The sequence below is a fragment of the Pseudomonas sp. H26/SER47-MNA-CIBAN-0231 genome, from assembly GCF_040310465.1.
Classification (GTDB): domain Bacteria; phylum Pseudomonadota; class Gammaproteobacteria; order Pseudomonadales; family Pseudomonadaceae; genus Aquipseudomonas; species Aquipseudomonas atacamensis.
Genome location: NZ_JBEOPW010000012.1, coordinates 99,116 through 116,356, shown reverse-complemented (window position 1 = coordinate 116,356; position 17,241 = coordinate 99,116). Strand labels below are relative to the sequence as shown.

The 17,241-nt window shown below is 60.7% G+C and carries 17 protein-coding genes; 10 read left to right on the top strand and 7 right to left on the bottom strand.

Going from position 1 to position 17,241, the window contains the following annotated elements:
• Positions 1-189 precede the first annotated feature (189 nt).
• Positions 190-1,464 carry an Hsp70 family protein gene (locus AAEZ10_RS18560; RefSeq protein WP_016771898.1) on the top strand — a complete coding sequence of 425 codons (1,275 nt, stop codon included), beginning with the start codon at positions 190-192 and terminating at the stop codon, positions 1,462-1,464.
• 176 nt (positions 1,465-1,640) lie between these two features.
• Here the strand turns inward: AAEZ10_RS18560 and AAEZ10_RS18555 are convergent, their stop codons facing one another.
• The 3 genes from AAEZ10_RS18555 to AAEZ10_RS18545 form a co-directional block, all read right to left on the bottom strand.
• Positions 1,641-2,654 (bottom strand): AI-2E family transporter, encoded by a 1,014-nt coding sequence (locus AAEZ10_RS18555; protein WP_016771899.1) that lies wholly within the window; start codon positions 2,652-2,654, stop codon positions 1,641-1,643.
• Between the two features lie 331 nt (positions 2,655-2,985).
• Positions 2,986-3,291: a PsiF family protein gene (locus AAEZ10_RS18550; RefSeq protein ID WP_016771900.1), complete on the bottom strand. Its 306-nt coding sequence runs from the start codon at positions 3,289-3,291 to the stop codon at positions 2,986-2,988.
• 63 nt (positions 3,292-3,354) lie between these two features.
• On the bottom strand, positions 3,355-4,149 hold the full coding sequence (locus tag AAEZ10_RS18545; RefSeq protein ID WP_016771901.1) for an AraC family transcriptional regulator: 795 nt from the start codon (positions 4,147-4,149) through the stop codon (positions 3,355-3,357).
• A gap of 97 nt (positions 4,150-4,246) precedes the next feature.
• Here AAEZ10_RS18545 and AAEZ10_RS18540 point away from each other — a divergent pair, with 97 nt between their 5' ends.
• Entirely contained in the window at positions 4,247-5,134 is an 888-nt protein-coding gene (locus AAEZ10_RS18540) for a DMT family transporter (RefSeq protein WP_350570414.1), read from the top strand.
• Between the two features lie 96 nt (positions 5,135-5,230).
• Here AAEZ10_RS18540 and AAEZ10_RS18535 read toward each other — a convergent pair whose 3' ends face one another.
• Positions 5,231-6,109, bottom strand: a complete 879-nt coding sequence (locus AAEZ10_RS18535) for an esterase/lipase family protein (RefSeq protein WP_350570412.1) — start codon at positions 6,107-6,109, stop codon at positions 5,231-5,233.
• Positions 6,110-6,391: 282 nt separating this feature from the next.
• On the opposite strand from AAEZ10_RS18535, the gene AAEZ10_RS18530 reads away from it, so the two are divergent.
• Positions 6,392-6,922 (top strand): ferritin-like domain-containing protein, encoded by a 531-nt coding sequence (locus tag AAEZ10_RS18530; RefSeq protein ID WP_016771904.1) that lies wholly within the window; start codon positions 6,392-6,394, stop codon positions 6,920-6,922.
• A gap of 119 nt (positions 6,923-7,041) precedes the next feature.
• On the opposite strand, the gene AAEZ10_RS18525 is transcribed toward AAEZ10_RS18530, so the two are convergent.
• A complete protein-coding gene (locus AAEZ10_RS18525) occupies positions 7,042-9,117 on the bottom strand; it encodes an AsmA family protein (protein WP_130929368.1) in 2,076 nt (691 codons plus the stop codon).
• Positions 9,118-9,501: 384 nt separating this feature from the next.
• Here AAEZ10_RS18525 and AAEZ10_RS18520 point away from each other — a divergent pair, with 384 nt between their 5' ends.
• From AAEZ10_RS18520 to AAEZ10_RS18490, 7 genes are all read left to right on the top strand, one after another.
• Positions 9,502-9,882, top strand: a complete 381-nt coding sequence (locus AAEZ10_RS18520) for a DUF2790 domain-containing protein (RefSeq protein WP_122751712.1) — start codon at positions 9,502-9,504, stop codon at positions 9,880-9,882.
• A 154-nt stretch (positions 9,883-10,036) separates the two neighbouring features.
• Positions 10,037-10,669, top strand: a complete 633-nt coding sequence (locus tag AAEZ10_RS18515; RefSeq protein ID WP_016771906.1) for a TetR family transcriptional regulator — start codon at positions 10,037-10,039, stop codon at positions 10,667-10,669.
• Positions 10,670-10,967: 298 nt separating this feature from the next.
• Positions 10,968-11,468 carry an urease accessory protein UreE gene (gene ureE / locus AAEZ10_RS18510; RefSeq protein ID WP_016771908.1) on the top strand — a complete coding sequence of 167 codons (501 nt, stop codon included), beginning with the start codon at positions 10,968-10,970 and terminating at the stop codon, positions 11,466-11,468.
• Positions 11,465-12,139 (top strand): urease accessory protein UreF, encoded by a 675-nt coding sequence (locus AAEZ10_RS18505; RefSeq protein WP_071174255.1) that lies wholly within the window; start codon positions 11,465-11,467, stop codon positions 12,137-12,139. The genes ureE and AAEZ10_RS18505 overlap by 4 nt, the downstream gene beginning before the upstream one ends.
• 23 nt (positions 12,140-12,162) lie before the next feature.
• On the top strand, positions 12,163-12,777 hold the full coding sequence (gene ureG, locus AAEZ10_RS18500) for an urease accessory protein UreG (protein ID WP_016771910.1): 615 nt from the start codon (positions 12,163-12,165) through the stop codon (positions 12,775-12,777).
• Positions 12,778-12,804: 27 nt separating this feature from the next.
• Positions 12,805-13,377 (top strand): HupE/UreJ family protein, encoded by a 573-nt coding sequence (locus tag AAEZ10_RS18495; RefSeq protein WP_122508603.1) that lies wholly within the window; start codon positions 12,805-12,807, stop codon positions 13,375-13,377.
• Between the two features lie 180 nt (positions 13,378-13,557).
• Positions 13,558-14,691 (top strand): AGE family epimerase/isomerase, encoded by a 1,134-nt coding sequence (locus AAEZ10_RS18490; protein ID WP_350570407.1) that lies wholly within the window; start codon positions 13,558-13,560, stop codon positions 14,689-14,691.
• A gap of 64 nt (positions 14,692-14,755) precedes the next feature.
• Here the strand turns inward: AAEZ10_RS18490 and AAEZ10_RS18485 are convergent, their stop codons facing one another.
• Complete coding sequence (locus tag AAEZ10_RS18485) at positions 14,756-15,661, bottom strand: cation diffusion facilitator family transporter (RefSeq protein WP_324175207.1); 906 nt, start codon at positions 15,659-15,661, stop codon at positions 14,756-14,758.
• Positions 15,662-15,839: 178 nt separating this feature from the next.
• The gene (locus tag AAEZ10_RS18480) at positions 15,840-16,604 is read right to left on the bottom strand and encodes an SDR family oxidoreductase (protein WP_016771914.1); all 765 of its coding nucleotides are present in this window, start codon (positions 16,602-16,604) and stop codon (positions 15,840-15,842) included.
• Between the last annotated feature and the right edge of the window lie 637 nt (positions 16,605-17,241).

Here is a 17,241-nt window from a genome sequence, read left to right as displayed (position 1 = left end):
AGAAGTTTATCGGCAGTGGACGACGGTTCTTGCGACCGCCGGTGTGTCTGCCGGCCCATGCCAGCAAGTTTGGGGCGAAGCGGCGCTTTTCAAGCTGGCTGCCGGCGAAATAGCGGATGACCGGCCTTCGAATCTGCCGCGCACTGGCATACACTGCGCGGCCGTTTTTTTGACCGGAAACCGAAAGACATGAAAGACGCCTCTCCAGCCCGTGCCTGCGGCATCGACTTCGGCACGTCCAACTCCACCGTCGGCTGGCTGCGCCCCGGCATGGACACCATGATCGCGCTGGAAGACGACAAGATCACCCTGCCGTCGGTGGTCTTCTTCAACATCGAGGAACGTCGCCCGGTCTACGGTCGCCTGGCCCTGCACGAGTATCTGGAAGGCTACGAAGGTCGGCTGATGCGCTCGTTGAAAAGCCTGCTCGGCTCCAAGCTGATCAAGCACGACACCAGCGTCCTCGGCACGGCGATGCCGTTCAAGGACCTGCTCGGGCTGTTCATCGGCCAGCTCAAGAGCCGCGCCGAAACTGCCGCCGGTCGGGAATTCGAGCAAGTGGTGCTGGGTCGTCCGGTGTTCTTCGTCGACGACGATCCGCTGGCTGACCAGGAAGCCGAAGACACCCTGGTCGAAGTGGCGCGCAAAATCGGTTTCAAAGATGTGTCGTTCCAGTACGAGCCGATCGCGGCAGCGTTCGACTACGAGTCGACCATTGAGAAAGAAGAGCTGGTACTGATCGTCGACATCGGCGGTGGTACCTCCGACTTCTCGCTGGTGCGCCTGTCGCCCGAGCGTCGTGGTCTCGACAACCGTCACGATGACATCCTCGCCACCGGCGGCGTGCACATCGGTGGTACCGACTTCGACAAACAGCTCAGCCTGCAAGGCCTGATGCCGCTGTTCGGCTACGGCAGCCGCATGAAGAGCGGCGCCTACATGCCGACCAGCCACCACATGAACCTGGCGACCTGGCACACGATCAACTCGGTGTACTCGCAGAAATCCACGCTGGCGCTGGGCAGCATGCGCTACGACATCGAAGACACCGGCGGCATCGATCGCCTGTTCAAACTGATCGAACAGCGCGCCGGGCACTGGCTGGCGATGGAAGTGGAAGAAACCAAGATCCAGCTGACCCACGCCGACAGCCGCCACGTGCCGCTGGACCGCATCGAAGCCGGGCTGAGCGTCGAGCTGAGCCGCGCGCTGTTCGAATCGGCGATCGAGGCCTTGCTGGAGCGTGTGCGTGGCAGCGTTACGCAGTTGTTGAATGACGCTGGCGTGGCGGTCGATCAGGTCGACACGGTGTTCTTCACTGGTGGTTCCAGCGGCATCCCGGCCCTGCGCAACAGCGTCTCGGCAATGCTGCCGAACGCCCGGCATGTCGAAGGCAACATCTTTGGCAGCATTGGTAGCGGTTTGGCGATTGAAGCGATGAAGCGTTACGGTTCGATGGCCTGATCACAATCTGTGGCGAAGAGCCTTCGTGGCGAGGGGATTTATCCTGTGGCGAGGGGATTTATCCCCGTTGGGCCGCGAAGCGGCCCCGCTCCTGAGCTTGAAAGCAGGGGCCTGCTGCGCAGGCCAACGGGGATAAATCCCCTCGCCACAGATGCATTCAATTCAGTTGCCTGGCCTTAGACCATCCCGCCCAGCTTCAGCTCACTCTTCAGATACGCGTAATAAATCGGCCCTGCCACCACCCCCGGCAAACCGAACGCGGCTTCGAACACCAGCATCGCCAGAAGCAACTCCCACGACTTGGCACTGATCTGCCCGCCAACGATGCGCGCGTTGAGAAAGTATTCGAGCTTGTGGATAACGATCAGGTAGCCCAGCGCGGCGATCGCCACCCAGATCGACAGCGACAGGCCGACGATGGTGATCAGCGTGTTCGACATCAGGTTGCCGATCACCGGCAGCAGGCCGAGCAGGAAGGTCAGCACGATCAGGGTTTTGGTCAGCGGCAGCTTGATGCCGAACATCGGCAGGATCACCGCGAGGAAGATCCCGGTGAACACGGTGTTGAGCAGGGAAATCTTGATCTGCGCGAAGACGATATTACGAAACGCCTGCACCAGCAGATGCAAACGGTCGAACAAAGCGGCGGCCAACGGCTTGCGCTTGGTCACGTCGGGGATGCGCTGCAGGGCGATGATCGCGCCGAGCACCATGCCGATCAGCAGGGTGACGAACATGTGCGCAGCGTCCTTGCCGACCAGTTGCAGGTCGGCCAGATGCTTGCTCGCCCACTCGCCGATCGCCACGCGAAATTCCGCCGCGCTGGCCGGCAGATAAGCGTCGATGAACGGCGGCAACTGCCCGCGCGCGCGATCGACCACGCCCATGAACTTATCCAGCGAGGCGCCGGGGTTTTCCGCTTCATGCAGGAGGAAACTGATGGCGCCGGCGAAGATCAGCGCCAGCGCACTCACCACCAGCGTGCCGAGCAGCGCCACCGCCAACCAGCGCGCACGCCGCCCTTCGATCAGCCGTTGCAGTTGCGGGGTGAGCATGTTGACCAGCTCGAACACCAGCAACCCGGCCAGCAGGCTCGGCAACAGGCGCAGCGGCAGCACCAACAGCAAACCGCCAAAAATGATGATGCAACTGACCCAGAACACAACATGACGCTGAGAAAACGTTGGCATACAGCCTCAAAACGAACGGCGTGAAAGGATGGGCAGTCTGCCAGCGATCCGGGGTTAGCACTAGGGATATGCGGGGTTTCGGATTTTCGTGCAAGGCTTGCGAATTTCCCCCTCACCCTAGCCCTCTCCCAGAGGGAGAGGGGACAGATTGGGGGTTGCTCGAAAAATTTTCCGACCTGAACGTGCAGTGCCGAATCCGCAATCGACCCGGTATTTCAGACCCCAGTTCCTGTCGGCATCAATGCGGTCGGTCCCCTCTCCCTCCGGGAGAGGGTTAGGGTGAGGGAAAATCTCAAGCCGACCGAGTCAATCGGACACCCATGGCGCCCCCTTATTTTTTCTTCAGACACTCACTCATGAACGCCTTGCGCGCATCGCCCGTCAGCGCCTTGGTTTTCGCATCGGCATTGCAGGTGGTCATCTTCTGCTGCTGCGGGGTCAGCTCCTTGCCATCGTTGGCCGCTGGTGCCGCTTTCAGGCAGGTGCTCATGAACGCCTTGCGCTCGTCGCCCTTCAAGCTCTTGGCGGTCGCATCGGCATTGCAGGTGGTCATCTTGTTCTGTTGCGCCGTGGCGGCGAAACCCTGGGAACACACAAGCAGCCCGATCATCAACAACGGCACACGCAACATCTTCATGGAGTTTTCTCCTTGTTGCCGCACCGATGGATGCGGCCTCTGTCGCAGTGTAGTCAAAGCTTGTTACACCTTCCTGCCCTCGAGGTGGCTGCGCCGATACTGCTCCGGCGTACAACCCGCCTGACGGGCAAACATGGCGATGAATGCCGAGCCGCTGCTGTAGCCGAGGTCGAAAGCGATTTCCTGCACCGAACGCGAGGTTTCCAGCGCCTCGATCGCCGCCAGATAACGCAAGCGCTGACGCCACTCGCCAAAGCTCATGCCCAGCTCGCGGACAAACTGCCGGGCCAGGGTGCGCTCGCTGACATGCACTTGCGCGGCCCAATGCGCCAACGGTTGGTTGTCGCCCGGCGCGGCCTGCAAGGCGTCGAGAATCGTCAGTAAGCCCGGGCTGCTCGCATATGGCAGGTAACATTCCTGCACCGGTGCCTGTTGCAGTTGATCGACCAATACCTGGGCCAGACGCTGATCGGCCTCATGCTCCGGAATCTTCACATCGCGGGCAGCGAAGTCCTTGAGAATCGCCTTGAGAATGTCACTGATCGCCAAGGTGCAGGCCCGCGCCGGCAACCGTGTGCAAACACTTGGATCAAGACACACCGCGCGATAGTTGACCGGCTGATGGCTGTAGAAACTGTGCTCGACCTCGGGCGGCACCCACACCGCGTACTGCGGCGGCGACATGAAGCGGCTGCCGTCGACATCCATGTGCAATACGCCATGGGCCGCGTATTCCAGCGTGCCCCAAGGATGCCGGTGTGGCGCGGCATATTCGTGGGCGTTGAAATCGGCGTAGCGGAAATACACCGCTGACGGCAATTCGCTGAAATCGAGCAGATCGATGTGTTTGCTGTTCATGCTGTCCGGATGCACAGGCAGGTTGTCCGGTTCGCAGTATAGGCCTGCATCCAGACAGGCGATAATCGCGCTTCATCAACGTTCTGGTTTTTGTCCCATGCAATACGCGTTTCCCCTGCTGGCGATTTTCATCTGGGCCGGCAACACCGTGATCAACAAACTGGCGGTCGGCGCGATCTTCCCCGCCGAGATCGGTTTCTATCGCTGGCTGCTGGCCGGCGTGCTGTTCACGCCATTCATGCTGAAGAAAGTCATCGCCCACTGGCCGCAGATTCGGCCGAACCTGGGGCGGATTTTCATCCTCGGCGTGCTCGGCATGGCGGTGTATCAGAGCCTCGCCTATTTCGCCGCAACACTGACCACCGCGACCAACATGGGCATCATCCTGTCGTTGATGCCATTGATGTCGCTGGCCATGGCGATCATCAGCCTCGGCCAGCGCCTGACGGCTGGTGCGCTGGTCGGTGCGGTGCTGTCGTTCGCTGGCGTGCTGGTGGTGGTGTCATCCGGCAGCCTCGATGCGCTGCTGCAACACGGGGTCAATCTGGGCGATGCGATGATGCTGGTCGCGACGCTGGCCTATGCGGTTTACAGCACGCTGCTGAAAAAGTGGCAACTGCGCCTGCCGCCATTGGTGCTGCTGTACTTGCAGGTGCTGGTGGCGATTGTGGTGTTGTTTCCGCTGTTCGCGATGTCGCCGAAGACCGGGCTGAACCTGCAGAACGTACCGCTGGTGCTGTATGCATGCCTGCTGGCCTCGATGGTCGCGCCGCTGGCGTGGATGCAGGCAGTGCAGCGGCTGGGACCGAGCCGAACGACGTTGTTTTTCAATCTGCTGCCATTGATTACCGCGTTGATTGCAGCAGTGGTGTTGAAGGAACAGTTGGCGATGTATCACCTGGTGGGCGGGTTGCTGACCTTGGGTGGGGTGGTTTTGTCGGAGCGCTGGACCACGGTGCTGGGCCGGCGGGTCGGCGTTGCCTGATAAGGCCCCTTCGCGAGCAGGCTCGCTCTCACGTTGAAATGCATACACCTGTGGGAGCGAGCCTGCTCGCGAAGAACGATGACGCGGTCTGTTTGGCTATAACCCTGCAGCCTCCAGCCGCGCCGCATGCTCGACAAACAGCCGTACCGGATCCGCGCCTTTGCCCACCAGTCCCAGCGACTGATTGACGATGTCGAAATGATCCAGCGGATAGTCATCACCGATCACCGTGCCCAGATGCGAGCTGTAACGGCCGACCATGCCATCGCACTGCCCCGGCTCACGGACGAAGGTCCTGGCGAACAAGCGACAACTGCGGTTGGTGCCGTCAAAAAGATTGCCGCCACGATCGGTCTTGCCCGGTTGCAGCGTCCCTGACCAGGAGTAATAGCGCACACCATTGACCTCTTCCGGCCCCTGCCCGCCCCACGTTTGCGGCAGCCCCTGTGGATAACGTTGATTGAATAATGCGACGCCCGCCGTGGTCAGCGATTGGTGGGAAGCGTGGATATCCACCGGCAGTTTCGGCCCGTGATAACCCGTGTCGAGCAATGCCATGACCCAGCCGATCAGGCGCAGCAACGCTTCGAGCAAGCGCCCCTTGGCGCTGTTGGCGGGATAGTGCTTTTCCAGATAGTCCGCCAGTTCGGAGCCATGATTCGGCCCGGCGACCGATGTTACCGAGGCGACCAGATCCGGACGCTTCGCCGCCGCATACCGTGCAGTCAACGCGCCTTGGCTGTGGCCAAACAGATTGACCTTTTGCGCCTCGCTCTCGCGCAGGATTTCCTCGATCCGCGCCAGCAACTGCTCGCCGCGCACTTCAGTAGAGTTGAGCGGCGAGACCTGCACCGCGACCACCGTCGCACCACCACGGCGCAAGGCCTTGATGATGCCGAACCAATACGGGTAAAGCACCAGCCGGATAAAGCCGAGCATGCCCGGCACCAGCACCAGTGGATAACGTGTCGACATGGATTACATCCTTGTGCGCGGTGAGTGGATGCCAGACCTGCAAGACGCCCGCCAAGCATCCAGCGTGACGATGACAACTGAACGATGAGCCTACTTCAGCCCGCCACGATCCGCTCCACCGAAACCGGTCTGACTCTCCCGACATCGCAGTCTTCAGCAGTTCCTGCAGCGCGTCCGGCGTAAATCGCATAAAACTTTTCGCTTCGCTCAAGACTCACAACCTGGGTAGCGACCGCGTCTTCAGAACGTGGCGCCTATCGGATTAGCCTCCAGGAGAATGAAATGAGTGACGTGCATTTGTCTGATGTTCAAACCCTGCGCGAACGCGCGCGGCAACACGTGGAAAACGGCGCGGTCACCGAGGGCTACAACGCCAACCGTGAGGAAATACTGCGTTTGCTCAATGAGTCGCTGGCCACCGAGCTGGTGTGCACCTTGCGCTACAAGCGCCACTACTTCATGGCCAACGGCCTGAAAGCCAACGTCGCCGCCGACGAATTTCTCGAGCACGCCAACCAGGAAGCCGAGCACGCCGATCGCCTCGCCGAACGCATCGTGCAACTGGGCGGCGAACCGGAGTTCAACCCTGACCTGCTGAGCAAGATGTCCCACGCGCAATACGTGGCCGGCAACACACTCAAGGAAATGGTTTACGAAGATCTGGTGGCCGAGCGCATCGCCATCGACAGCTACCGCGAAATCATCCAGTACATCGGTGACAAGGACCCGACCACCCGCCGCATCTTCGAAGACATCCTCGCCCAGGAAGAAGAACACGCCGACGACATGGCGGATATCCTTAACGATCTGTAATCCCGTCACACCGCTTTCGCGAGCAGGCTCGCTCCCACACTGGAACGTATTTCAATTGAAGAAATGCGTTCGAATGTGGGAGCGAGCCTGCTCGCGAAGGCGCCTTCAGAGACGCCGCATTACTTGCTGGGTTTAACGGTCACCGGCGCCTTGCCCTGCTTCATCTGCTCCAGCAACGGCGCGCACTGATTCGGTTCGCCACCGCTCGGCGCCACCAGCGCCAGCAATCCCGCCGCCGGTGCGGCTATCACGCCCAGCGCAACCATCCCCGCCCCGCGCAGCATCAACGGTACGGCTTTGACGCCGGCATCCGGTTTGATGAACTTGCCGCGCACATACAGCGGCGAGCGCAGCGAGATCAGACGCCAGCCTTTGGATTCCGGGGTCACGGTCAGATCGAGTTGCTCGGTAGCCATGTTCGCTGTGCCATCGATGTAAATGATCGCGTTCTCGGTATCGAAGACAAACAGCCGTGTCGTGGCCAGGCCGGTCTTGATGTCGAAGTCCGCGGCCGCGCAATTGATCTTCACTTCCTTGTCACCAAAGATCTTGCCGACCACGTAGTTACCGACGTTGAGCCCGGCCAGCTCCATCAGCTCACGGCTGATCGCACCGTCGTTGATCAGCATCTTCAGATTGCCGTTGGCGCCGCCGAGCAGCTTGGCCACGGAGTTGCCCCGGCCACTGATGTCGGCGTCGCCATTGAGCTCACCGAAACTGGTTTTCATCGGCTCGAAAGTCGGGAACAGCTCCTTGAGTTTGAATTTGCGTGCGGTCAAACGCGCCCGGCCTTCCAGCGGCTCGGTGCGGCCATTGAGGCGGATCAGCGCATCCAGGGTGCCGCCGGCAACGCCAAAGCGCAGCGGTTCCAGGCTGAGTTCGCCGTCGTTGAGTTTCAGATGGGTATAGAGGTCGTTGAACGGCAGCTTCTCGCTGTGGACGATGCGTTTGCCGGTGAACTCGACATCGGCATCCATGGCGCGCCAGCGATCGGTTTTGAATTCTTCGACCGGCAGGACTTTATCTGCCGGCTGCTTGCTCGCGCCGCCACGGGCCTTTTGCTCGGTGTTGGAATCAGCCCCGATCAACGGTGCAAGGTCGGCGAACAGCAGTTGATTGGAGAGCAACGCACCGCTGAGTTTTGGCCGTGGCTGGCTGGCCACGTAGGTCAAGTCGCCGTGAATATCGCTGTCGCCGATCTTGCCGTTGAATTTTTCATAAGTGAATTTCGCCCCGGCCTCGTCATGCAGCTTGGCGATCAGGTGGCCGTCGGTGGAATACGGTGGGGTGTCCGGCAGCGTCACGCCGGTCAGCGGGTAAAGATTGCCGAGGCTGTCGCCAGCGAGCTTCAAGCGCAGGTCGAGGGCCCCGAGATTCAGCGGGTCAGTCAGGGTGCCGGCCAGTTCGATACGGGTGTCGCCGATCTTCGCCTGGGCCTGCAACGGGAACGGCTTGCTCGCGTCCTGCAAGGCCAGCAGCCCGCCGATCTTGCCCTGCCCGGTGAGGTTCTGCCCGTGGTATTGGCCTTTGACCTTGAGTGCAAAGGCATAGTCCTGCGGTGCGCCGCCCTTGTCCTGAGCGGTTTTCGCCGCTTTGTCGCCGACAATCTCGCTGAATGGAATCGGCTTGCCGAGCGGGTCGATCAACACATCGAGGTTGGTCTTCAGGGTCTGGTCGTCGAGGGTCACGTGGCCCTTGTCGAAACCGATCGCGCCGATATCGACCACCCAGCTCGACGGCTCGGCGTTCGGGTCCTTGGGATCGAATTTGAAGGTCCAGTTCGCGCGGCCATCGGCCAGACGTTGCAGTTCGGCATTCGGCTCGGTCAGGTCGATGCGCGGAATCACCACGCGCTGGGCCAGCAGGGCCAGCGGCGAAATGCGCAGTTCAACGCGTTTGAGCGTGACCATCTGCGGCTGTTTCGACCAGTCCGGGTTGCCCAGACTCAGATCCTCGGCGACCACGTGCGGCCACGGCACCCAAGAGCGCCAGCCGCCTTCTTCCGGCTCGCGCTGCCAGATCACAGCGAGGTTGCCATTGATGGCAAACGCCCGGTGCAGTTCTTCCGAAACTTTCTCGTTGATCGTGGGTTTGATCCGGTTCCAGTCGAAAAACACGATGATCAGAATCAAGGCTGCCAGTAGCAGCGCGAGGATGGCGAAGGTCCAGCTGAAGATTTTTCCAGTGCGCGTCATGCACAAAGCTCCTGATCACGACCGCACGCCGGACATCCCGACGCACAGCTGAAACGGCAGACCGAAGCGGCCCCTATGCAGTCTGTGACTGGCGAAAGGCCCGCAGGTTTAATTGAAAGGCAGTTTAAGCCATAAAAAGGCCGGCAAAACTGACCGATCGGTCGAGCAGTGTTACCGCGACCCGCACTTTTGCGAGGCGCGAGTGAGTCGAAAATACCCACGACGGTGCAAAACCGTCGCCCGCAAAGGCCCGATCTAGAGCCTTCGCGCCGAACAATCAATTCTGTTGATTATTACCATTGCGTTTATGAACTTTTATATCGACTTATCGAGAGTAGCATTGCCCTCGTACCCACTTTATTGCCCTCCCAAGGAGCCACTATCATGAAACGCCAATTACTGCTCAGCCTTACCCTGTCGATGCTAGCCAGCACTGCTTTCGCCCTGCCCGCTGCCGATCAGGCCACTCCGCAAGTCAAAGACAGCCACTCGGTGTTCAGCCAGACTCTCGCTGAAGACGGCTACGACAAAACCCCACAAGGTCAGACTCTGGCTGAAAACGGTCGCAACCGCCTCCAAGAAAAAGGTCTGGTTGAAGATGGCTATGACAAGACGCCACAAGGCCAGGCTGTAGCCGAAAACGGCCGCAATCGTCTCGAAGAAAAAGGTCTGGTGGAAGACGGCTACGACAAGACTCCACAAGGTCAAGCCCTCGCCGAAGGTGGTGGTGACCGTGTGATCGAACGCAACAGCGCCGTGAGCTGAGCCTATGACGGCCCAGCGAAAAAGCCCAATCAGCGGATTGGGCTTTTGACTTTTCAGCTTCTGTGAATCCCTCGCTGCATGACTCCCCGTTCGACGCCGACAAAGCCGATTTGCTAGAGTGCGGCGCTTGTCCTGCCGAAGAACACACCCTGCGATGCTGCCCCGCGCCGAACAGAAACAACAGACCCGCAACGCCCTGATGGACGCTGCCCGCCACCTGATGGAAAGCGGCCGAGGATTCGGCAGCCTGAGCCTGCGCGAAGTGAGCAAGACCGCCGGCATCGTGCCCACCGGTTTCTACCGGCACTTCGCCGATATGGACGAGTTGGGGCTGGTGCTGGTCAGTGAAGTCGGCCAGACCTTCCGCGAGACCATCCGCCTGGTGCGGCACAATGAATTCGTCATGGGCGGCATCATCGACGCTTCGGTGCGCATCTTCCTTGATGTGGTCAACGCCAACCGCTCGCAATTCCTGTTTCTCGCCCGCGAACAATACGGCGGCTCGCTGCCGGTACGTCAGGCAATCGGACGCCTGCGGGAGAACATCAGCGCCGACCTCGCGGCGGACCTGGCGCTGATGCCCAAGCTGCAACATCTGGATCTGGCCGGCCTCAGCGTGATGGCCGACCTGATCGTCAAATCGGTGTTCGCCACCCTCCCCGACATCATCGACCCACCCGCCGAGGCCTTGCCGGAGCACCTGACCCCGCAGGCGAAGATCACCCAGCAACTGCGCTTCATCTTCATCGGCCTCAAGCACTGGCAAGGGCTGGGCAGTACTGAGTAATCCCTTCTCTATCTGACACAGCGCAAAGCCCCGTGGGAGCGAGCCTGCTCGCGAAAGCGCTGGATCAGCTGAATACATCTGTCTGACACCGCGCATTCGCGAGCAGGCTCGCTCCCACATTGAACATCCGTCATGGCCTCGCTTTGGTGCATGACAAATCCTTCATGCACCAAAACCTTCCAGAATCGCCGCACCTGTTGAAAGATCAGGCACGCGCCGACAGCTATTTCCTACAGATCGCCCGATTGGCGCGGCGCTTGCTCTAGCCCAATCAACGTTCATTGCTGGAAGCTTTCCGATGCTGGTGATTCATCGCAGAATCGACCCTCAACCCGTCTGGGCCGCCGAGCTGCACCTGACCTTCGAAGCGCGCAGCAAAAGCCGTTTGCGCTGTTTCAGTGCCGAAGGCGAAGACGTCGGGTTGTTTTTGGAGCGCGGCCAGCCACCGCTGTATGACGGCGAATGTCTGCAGGCCGAAGACGGCCGTGTCGTGCGCGTCTGCGCCCGTCCCGAACAACTGCTCCACGTCACTTGCGCCAATGCGTTCGAACTGACGCGCGCGGCCTATCACCTCGGCAACCGCCACGTCGCCCTGCAAGTCGGCGACGGCTGGCTGCGCCTGCTCGACGATTACGTGCTCAAAGCGATGCTCGAACAGCTCGGCGCCCGAGTCGAGGCCATCGAAGCGCCGTTCCAGCCGGAACACGGCGCCTACGGTGGCGGCCATCATCATTCCCGCCACGGTGACGAAGACTTCAACTACGCGCCGAAACTCCATCAGTTCGGCGTGCGCCTGTGAATCCGGCCTGGGCGCTGCTGCGTCTGGCCAGTCCGCAACTGCCGATTGGCGGCTACAGCTATTCCCAGGGTCTGGAAATGGCGGTGGATAACGGCCGGGTCCACAACCCTGACGCCGCCCGCCGCTGGATCAGCGATCAACTGCTGCTCAATCTCGCCCGCTTCGAAGCGCCGCTGCTGTTGGCGCATTGCCAAGCCGCAGCAGATGAAAACTGGGCCGAATTACGACAACTCTGCGAGAGCCACCGCGCCAGTCGCGAAACCCGTGAGTTGCATCTGGAGAGCCGGCAGATGGGTTACTCCTTGCAGCAGTTGTTGAACGGTTTGCCGGAACTCGATGCGCCCGCCCGCGACTTTCTTGACCAGACCACAGAACCGCACCTGGCCTTGTGCTGGGCACTGGCGGCACGCGCCTGGGGCATCAGCCCGCAGGACGCTCTTGCCGCGTGGCTGTGGAGCTGGCTGGAAAACCAGCTCGCCGTGTTGATGAAAACCCTGCCGCTGGGCCAGCAAGCCGCCCAGCGCCTGACCAGCGAACTGCTGCCACTGCTGCAACAGGCGCAGCACGACGCGACTCGCATAAATCCCGAACACATCGGCAGCGCCGCGTTTGGCCTGTCCCTGGCGTGCATGGCCCACGAGCGCCAGTACAGCCGTCTGTTCCGCTCTTAGGGCTGTTTATTTTGGAGAATGAAATGGATACACAACCTCTGCGCGTCGGCATCGGCGGCCCGGTCGGTTCCGGCAAGACCGCGCTGACCCTGGCCCTGTGCCTGGCCCTGCGCGAGCGTTACAACCTCGCCGTGGTCACCAACGACATCTACACCCGCGAAGACGCCGATTTCCTGGTGCGCAACGAAGCCCTCGCGCCGGAGCGGATCATCGGCGTGGAAACCGGCGGCTGCCCGCACACGGCGATCCGTGAAGACGCCTCGATCAACCTCGAAGCGGTCGATCAACTGAACCGGCGCTTTCCCGGGCTGGATCTGATTCTGGTGGAGTCCGGCGGCGACAACCTCTCGGCGACCTTCAGCCCGGAGCTGTCGGACCTGACCATCTACGTGATCGACGTCTCCGCCGGCGACAAGCTGCCGCGCAAGGGCGGCCCGGGGATCTGCAAGTCCGACCTGCTGGTGATCAACAAGATTGACCTGGCGCCACTGGTGGGCGCCTCGCTGGAAATGATGGACAGCGACACCAAACGCATGCGCAACGGCAAGCCGTTCGTTTTCAGCAACCAGAAAACCGGTCAGGGCCTCGAGGAAATCATCGCCTTCATCGAACGTCAGGGCCTGCTGACCGCCGCCTGATCCACTTATCAACAAGGAAGCTTATCCATGACACTCAAACGCATTCTTGGCGCTCTGGCGTTGCTGCTGACACCGGCACTGGCGTTCGCTCATCCGGGGCATGGCGACAGCGGCCTCGTCGCGGGCATCAGCCACCCGATCGGCGGGCTCGACCACTTGCTGGCAATGCTCGCCGTCGGTTTGTGGGCGGCGCAGCAACAAGGCGCGGCGCGCTGGGCGCTGCCGTGCACTTTTGTCGGCACCATGTTGCTCGGAGGTTTGCTCGGTTTTGAAGGGCTGGAGTTGCCGGCGCTGGAAAGCGGGATAGCTGCTTCGGTATTGGCGCTGGGCCTGGCCGTGGCACTGGCCGTGCGTCCGCCGCTGGTGATGGCGGTGACAGCGACGGCGCTGTTTGCGCTGTTCCATGGCGTGGCGCATGGGCTGGAGTTGCCGGACATGAGCAGTCCGTGGGCGTATGCGGCCGGGTTCGTCGCAGCGACAGCGGTTTTGCATGCGCTCGGTTATGGCGTGGTGCGAGTTCTTCCGCAGGCAGCGGCGCCGCTGGTGCGGTTGGCGGGTGCGGCTTCGGCGGCGACTGGGGTGTGGTTGCTCGCAGGCTAATTTTTTATTGCCTGAACTGGCCTCTTCGCGAGCAGGCTCGCTCCCACAGGTTTTGTGTTCGCTGCAAATCCACTGTGGGAGTGAGCCTGCTCGCGAAGACGGCCTGACAGACACCGCCTCTCTCAAGCAGTGCTCTCTGCTACCATGTCGCGCAATCGCCCCAGCCCGTGACGCCCGCCCATGCCCCACGCTTCCCGCTCCACCGCCCTGCCCGAATTGACCGCCCTGTTTGGCCAAGTGCAGCAGCACTTCCTCGACGTGATCGTGCCGCTGTGGCAAGGCCCGGGCTGGAATGCCGACATGGCGTTGCCCTATGAGGCGCTGGACGCTACACACCAGCCGTTGCCAGCGCAACGCTATCGGGCGATGGCCTGCGCACGGCAGCTGTATCTGTTCTCCAGCCTGATCGGGGTTGTGGATAACGCCGAAGTCCGCGCCGCCGCGCTGTTCCGTTCCCTGCAACGGCACTTCCATGATGCCGAGCATGGCGGCTGGTTCTACAGCATCGACGCACAGGGCAAGCCGCTGGACCAGCGCAAGGATCTCTACACCCACGCCTTCATCCTCTTTGCCTGCGCGCATTACTGGGACAAGTCCCGGGATTCGCTGGCCGAGTCGACATTGAACGCCGCGCTGGAAATCATCGGCCGCCGATTCGCCACCGGCGACGGTTTGTACGAAGCCTGCCTTGAGCGTGACTGGCTCACCCTGCAAACCGGTCCCTTGCAAAATCCGCTGATGCATCTGGCCGAAGCTTTTCTGGCGACCCTCGCCGTTCGTGAAGACTCGCAGACGCACAACGCCCTGCTTGAGTTATGCACAGCCATGCACAAGCAATTCGTCGATCCGCAATATGGCGTGTTGATGGAGAAGCCGCTGGGCGCTGTGGATAACTGGTACGAGCCGGGGCACCAGTTCGAATGGTATTTCCTGCTCCAATCGTCGGCGCTGTTGCGCGATTCGAAACTCCACCGGGCGCTGGATCGGGCATTTGCCTTCACCGAGCAGTACGGCGTGCTGGACTCCTGCGGCGCGGTACGGGCGATGCTCGATCTGGATGGCAGTGGACGGCCGAGGGATTCGACCCAGCGCATCTGGGCTCAGGCCGAATACCTGCGTGCGCTGACCTTGCGGGCGGACAGCGAAGCGATGGTGCTGCGCCAGTTGCAGGCGTTGCAGCAGCGGTTTCTGCATGCCGGCGGCTGGCATGAGTGTCGGGATGAAAATGGGGAGGTCAGCCGCAAGGACATGCCTTCGACTACGCCTTATCATTTGGCGACTTGTTATAGCGGACTGGCTGAATATCTTCGCTGACTCGTGCAAAGCAGGATTTTGGGGCTAGAGGGTTACTGTGTTCTCAGCAGACATCCGGATCAGATCAGGCAATCCACTTCTTGTCCCCGGTGAAGCTGATCGTCAGCCACCTCGCCGCATCCGGTTCACCCAACTGCGCCGATATCTGCTCACGTAGCGCATCCAGCTGCGCGACATCGCGCAGCGGATAATCCGCCGGCAACACCACATGAATTTCGATGAACCGCGCCCGACCGTGCTTTTGCACGTAGGACACGTAATCGTCGAAACCATGCTCGACCTTCGCCACCTCCATGACCTGCCTGACCTGCTCGTCCAGAGTGTCTGGGGCAATACCCAGCACATCACGCAATGCCGGGCCGAGGATCTTTAACGCCGGGGGCAGCATGGTCAGGGCCAGCACGATGAGGATCAGTGGGTCGACATACACCGCCCACTCGCCATAGCCCTGAGACTTGAGCAGCAGCGCCGCGAGGAAACTGATCAACAGGCCCACAGACAGCATCGCGTCCACCAGCCAACTGATGTTGTCGAACTGGATCAGGCTGGATTTGAGCGTGCGATTACGCTGACGCACGTAGAAGAAGTAGGCGAACTCGACGACGGTGAATACCGCCGCGTAGACGATCACCAGACCCAACTCGATATCACGGCCACCATTGATGATGCCGAACACGCCGTTGAGAAAGGCGTAGATGGCGATCAACAGCAGGAAGCTGCCCTCGATCAGCAACACCATCGGTTCCAGATGCCAGAAGCCGAACTGGAAACGCTGATTGCTTTGCTTGGCGATCAGCCGGGCGGTGATCAGCATCAGGATTTTGATGAATGTCGCGATCAGCGAAAAAAAGCCATCGAACAGGATGGATTGCGAACCTGAAACAAAACCGGTGCCGATCCCGGCAATCGACACCGCCAGCATCAGCAGCGTCGATTGTTTGAGCAGTGCCTGCTCACCTCGGTTACTCACTTGAACTCCTCATGAAACCTTGCACACCGCCGAATGCAGTGGGCTGGTTGAGTGCGGAGTTTAGCTTATCGTCCTGTTTTGCCTGTGCCGGCCTTTTCGCGAGCAGGCTCGCTCCCACAGGGAAAAATGCATGTCCAATGTGGGAGCGAGCCTGCTCGCGAATGGCCTCAATGCGGTATCAAGCCTTGTTACGCTCGATGGCAAACCCGGCCCAGGTCTGGCTCACCGGCATCAGCTCCAGGCTGTTGATGTTGATATGCGCCGGGGTGTTCATGACCCAGAAGATCGTCTCGGCGATGTCCTGCGGCTGGATCGGCTCGGCGCCAGCGTAAGTGGCGTTGTAGCGTTCCTGATCACCGGCGAAACGTACCAGCGAGAACTCGCTTTCGCACAGGCCGGGTTCGATGTTGCTGACCCGCACGCCAGTACCCTGCAGGTCGCAACGCAGGTTCAGCGAGAACTGTTTGACGAAGGCTTTGCTCGCGCCGTACACGTGGCTGCCCGGGTACGGATAGTTGCCGGCGATGGAACCGAGGTTGACGATACCGGCGCCACGGCCGTGGGCGATCAGCCGAGGCAGCAGCAGGCGGGTGGCGTACATCAGGCCTTTGACGTTGGTGTCGACCATGGTGTCCCAGTCATCCAGATCGCACTTCGGCGCCGGGTCGACGCCGAGCGCCAGGCCAGCGTTGTTGATCAGGCCACGGAGTTTGGCGAACGACGGCGGCAGGTTGGCGATTGCCTCCTCCATCGCCTTGCGATCGCGCACATCGAGGACCAGACCATGCACTTCGGTCTGCTTCGACAGTTCGGCGCACAGGGCATTGAGGCGTTCTTCACGACGGCCGGTCAGAACCAGCTTCCAGCCAGCCTCGGCAAAACGACGGGCACAGGCTTCACCAAAACCGGACGTCGCGCCGGTGATAAACAGGGTGTCGGACATCGTGTTCTCCTTGCTTCGGCCGCCACGGCAGCCCTTGGAATAGAAAATCAGCAGGCAGCATGCCCGCCCTCGCGGATACGGGCAACACTTGCCAGCTGTACAAAAAACAACCAGACCTGCCAAGACCATAGCCAGCGTGGCCTGTAGCCATGTGCACGCATGTTATCCACAGTCTGCTCCACAGTTTCCGGGGGCAAGTGCAAACGCGCAAAGCCACGCCACACAAGGCTTTGCGGGCGAAATGGAAAGTTTTTTGCTTGACCGTGAGGCGGGGGATGTGCGGCACAGGGCATTTTGCACGACGGACGGTGCAACCGGGTGATTGCGCGAGGCCAGCAATTACGGCGCTCCGCGAGGTCTTTCCAGAGTTTAGTCACAGACTTATCCACAGGCTTTTACACACGACAGTACCCGACCCGGATGCACTATAAAAAGGTTGACAATGGCGCCTCACGCCTGCTTGAAACTTACTGATCAAAAAACAACCACAAGCCTGGAGGCCACGGATTACAAGGCCTTCAACTATATACACCCACGTTATTCACAGCCAGTTCCACAGTAACCGGGGACAAGTCAAAACTGTGGAAAAACAGCCATTTGCAGCGTCTATATGTCGCGCTTTGGCAGCTTGGGGAAT

What these genes read in the sequence shown, in the direction of transcription:
- AAEZ10_RS18560 (WP_016771898.1), top strand. Translation starts at nt 190, where the DNA reads ATGAAAGACGCCTCTCCAGCCCGTGCCTGCGGCATCGACTTCGGCACG.
- AAEZ10_RS18555 (WP_016771899.1), bottom strand. Translation starts at nt 2,654, where the DNA reads ATGCCAACGTTTTCTCAGCGTCATGTTGTGTTCTGGGTCAGTTGCATC.
- AAEZ10_RS18550 (WP_016771900.1), bottom strand. Translation starts at nt 3,291, where the DNA reads ATGAAGATGTTGCGTGTGCCGTTGTTGATGATCGGGCTGCTTGTGTGT.
- AAEZ10_RS18545 (WP_016771901.1), bottom strand. Translation starts at nt 4,149, where the DNA reads ATGAACAGCAAACACATCGATCTGCTCGATTTCAGCGAATTGCCGTCA.
- AAEZ10_RS18540 (WP_350570414.1), top strand. Translation starts at nt 4,247, where the DNA reads ATGCAATACGCGTTTCCCCTGCTGGCGATTTTCATCTGGGCCGGCAAC.
- AAEZ10_RS18535 (WP_350570412.1), bottom strand. Translation starts at nt 6,109, where the DNA reads ATGTCGACACGTTATCCACTGGTGCTGGTGCCGGGCATGCTCGGCTTT.
- AAEZ10_RS18530 (WP_016771904.1), top strand. Translation starts at nt 6,392, where the DNA reads ATGAGTGACGTGCATTTGTCTGATGTTCAAACCCTGCGCGAACGCGCG.
- AAEZ10_RS18525 (WP_130929368.1), bottom strand. Translation starts at nt 9,117, where the DNA reads ATGACGCGCACTGGAAAAATCTTCAGCTGGACCTTCGCCATCCTCGCG.
- AAEZ10_RS18520 (WP_122751712.1), top strand. Translation starts at nt 9,502, where the DNA reads ATGAAACGCCAATTACTGCTCAGCCTTACCCTGTCGATGCTAGCCAGC.
- AAEZ10_RS18515 (WP_016771906.1), top strand. Translation starts at nt 10,037, where the DNA reads ATGCTGCCCCGCGCCGAACAGAAACAACAGACCCGCAACGCCCTGATG.
- ureE (WP_016771908.1), top strand. Translation starts at nt 10,968, where the DNA reads ATGCTGGTGATTCATCGCAGAATCGACCCTCAACCCGTCTGGGCCGCC.
- ureG (WP_016771910.1), top strand. Translation starts at nt 12,163, where the DNA reads ATGGATACACAACCTCTGCGCGTCGGCATCGGCGGCCCGGTCGGTTCC.
- AAEZ10_RS18495 (WP_122508603.1), top strand. Translation starts at nt 12,805, where the DNA reads ATGACACTCAAACGCATTCTTGGCGCTCTGGCGTTGCTGCTGACACCG.
- AAEZ10_RS18490 (WP_350570407.1), top strand. Translation starts at nt 13,558, where the DNA reads ATGCCCCACGCTTCCCGCTCCACCGCCCTGCCCGAATTGACCGCCCTG.
- AAEZ10_RS18480 (WP_016771914.1), bottom strand. Translation starts at nt 16,604, where the DNA reads ATGTCCGACACCCTGTTTATCACCGGCGCGACGTCCGGTTTTGGTGAA.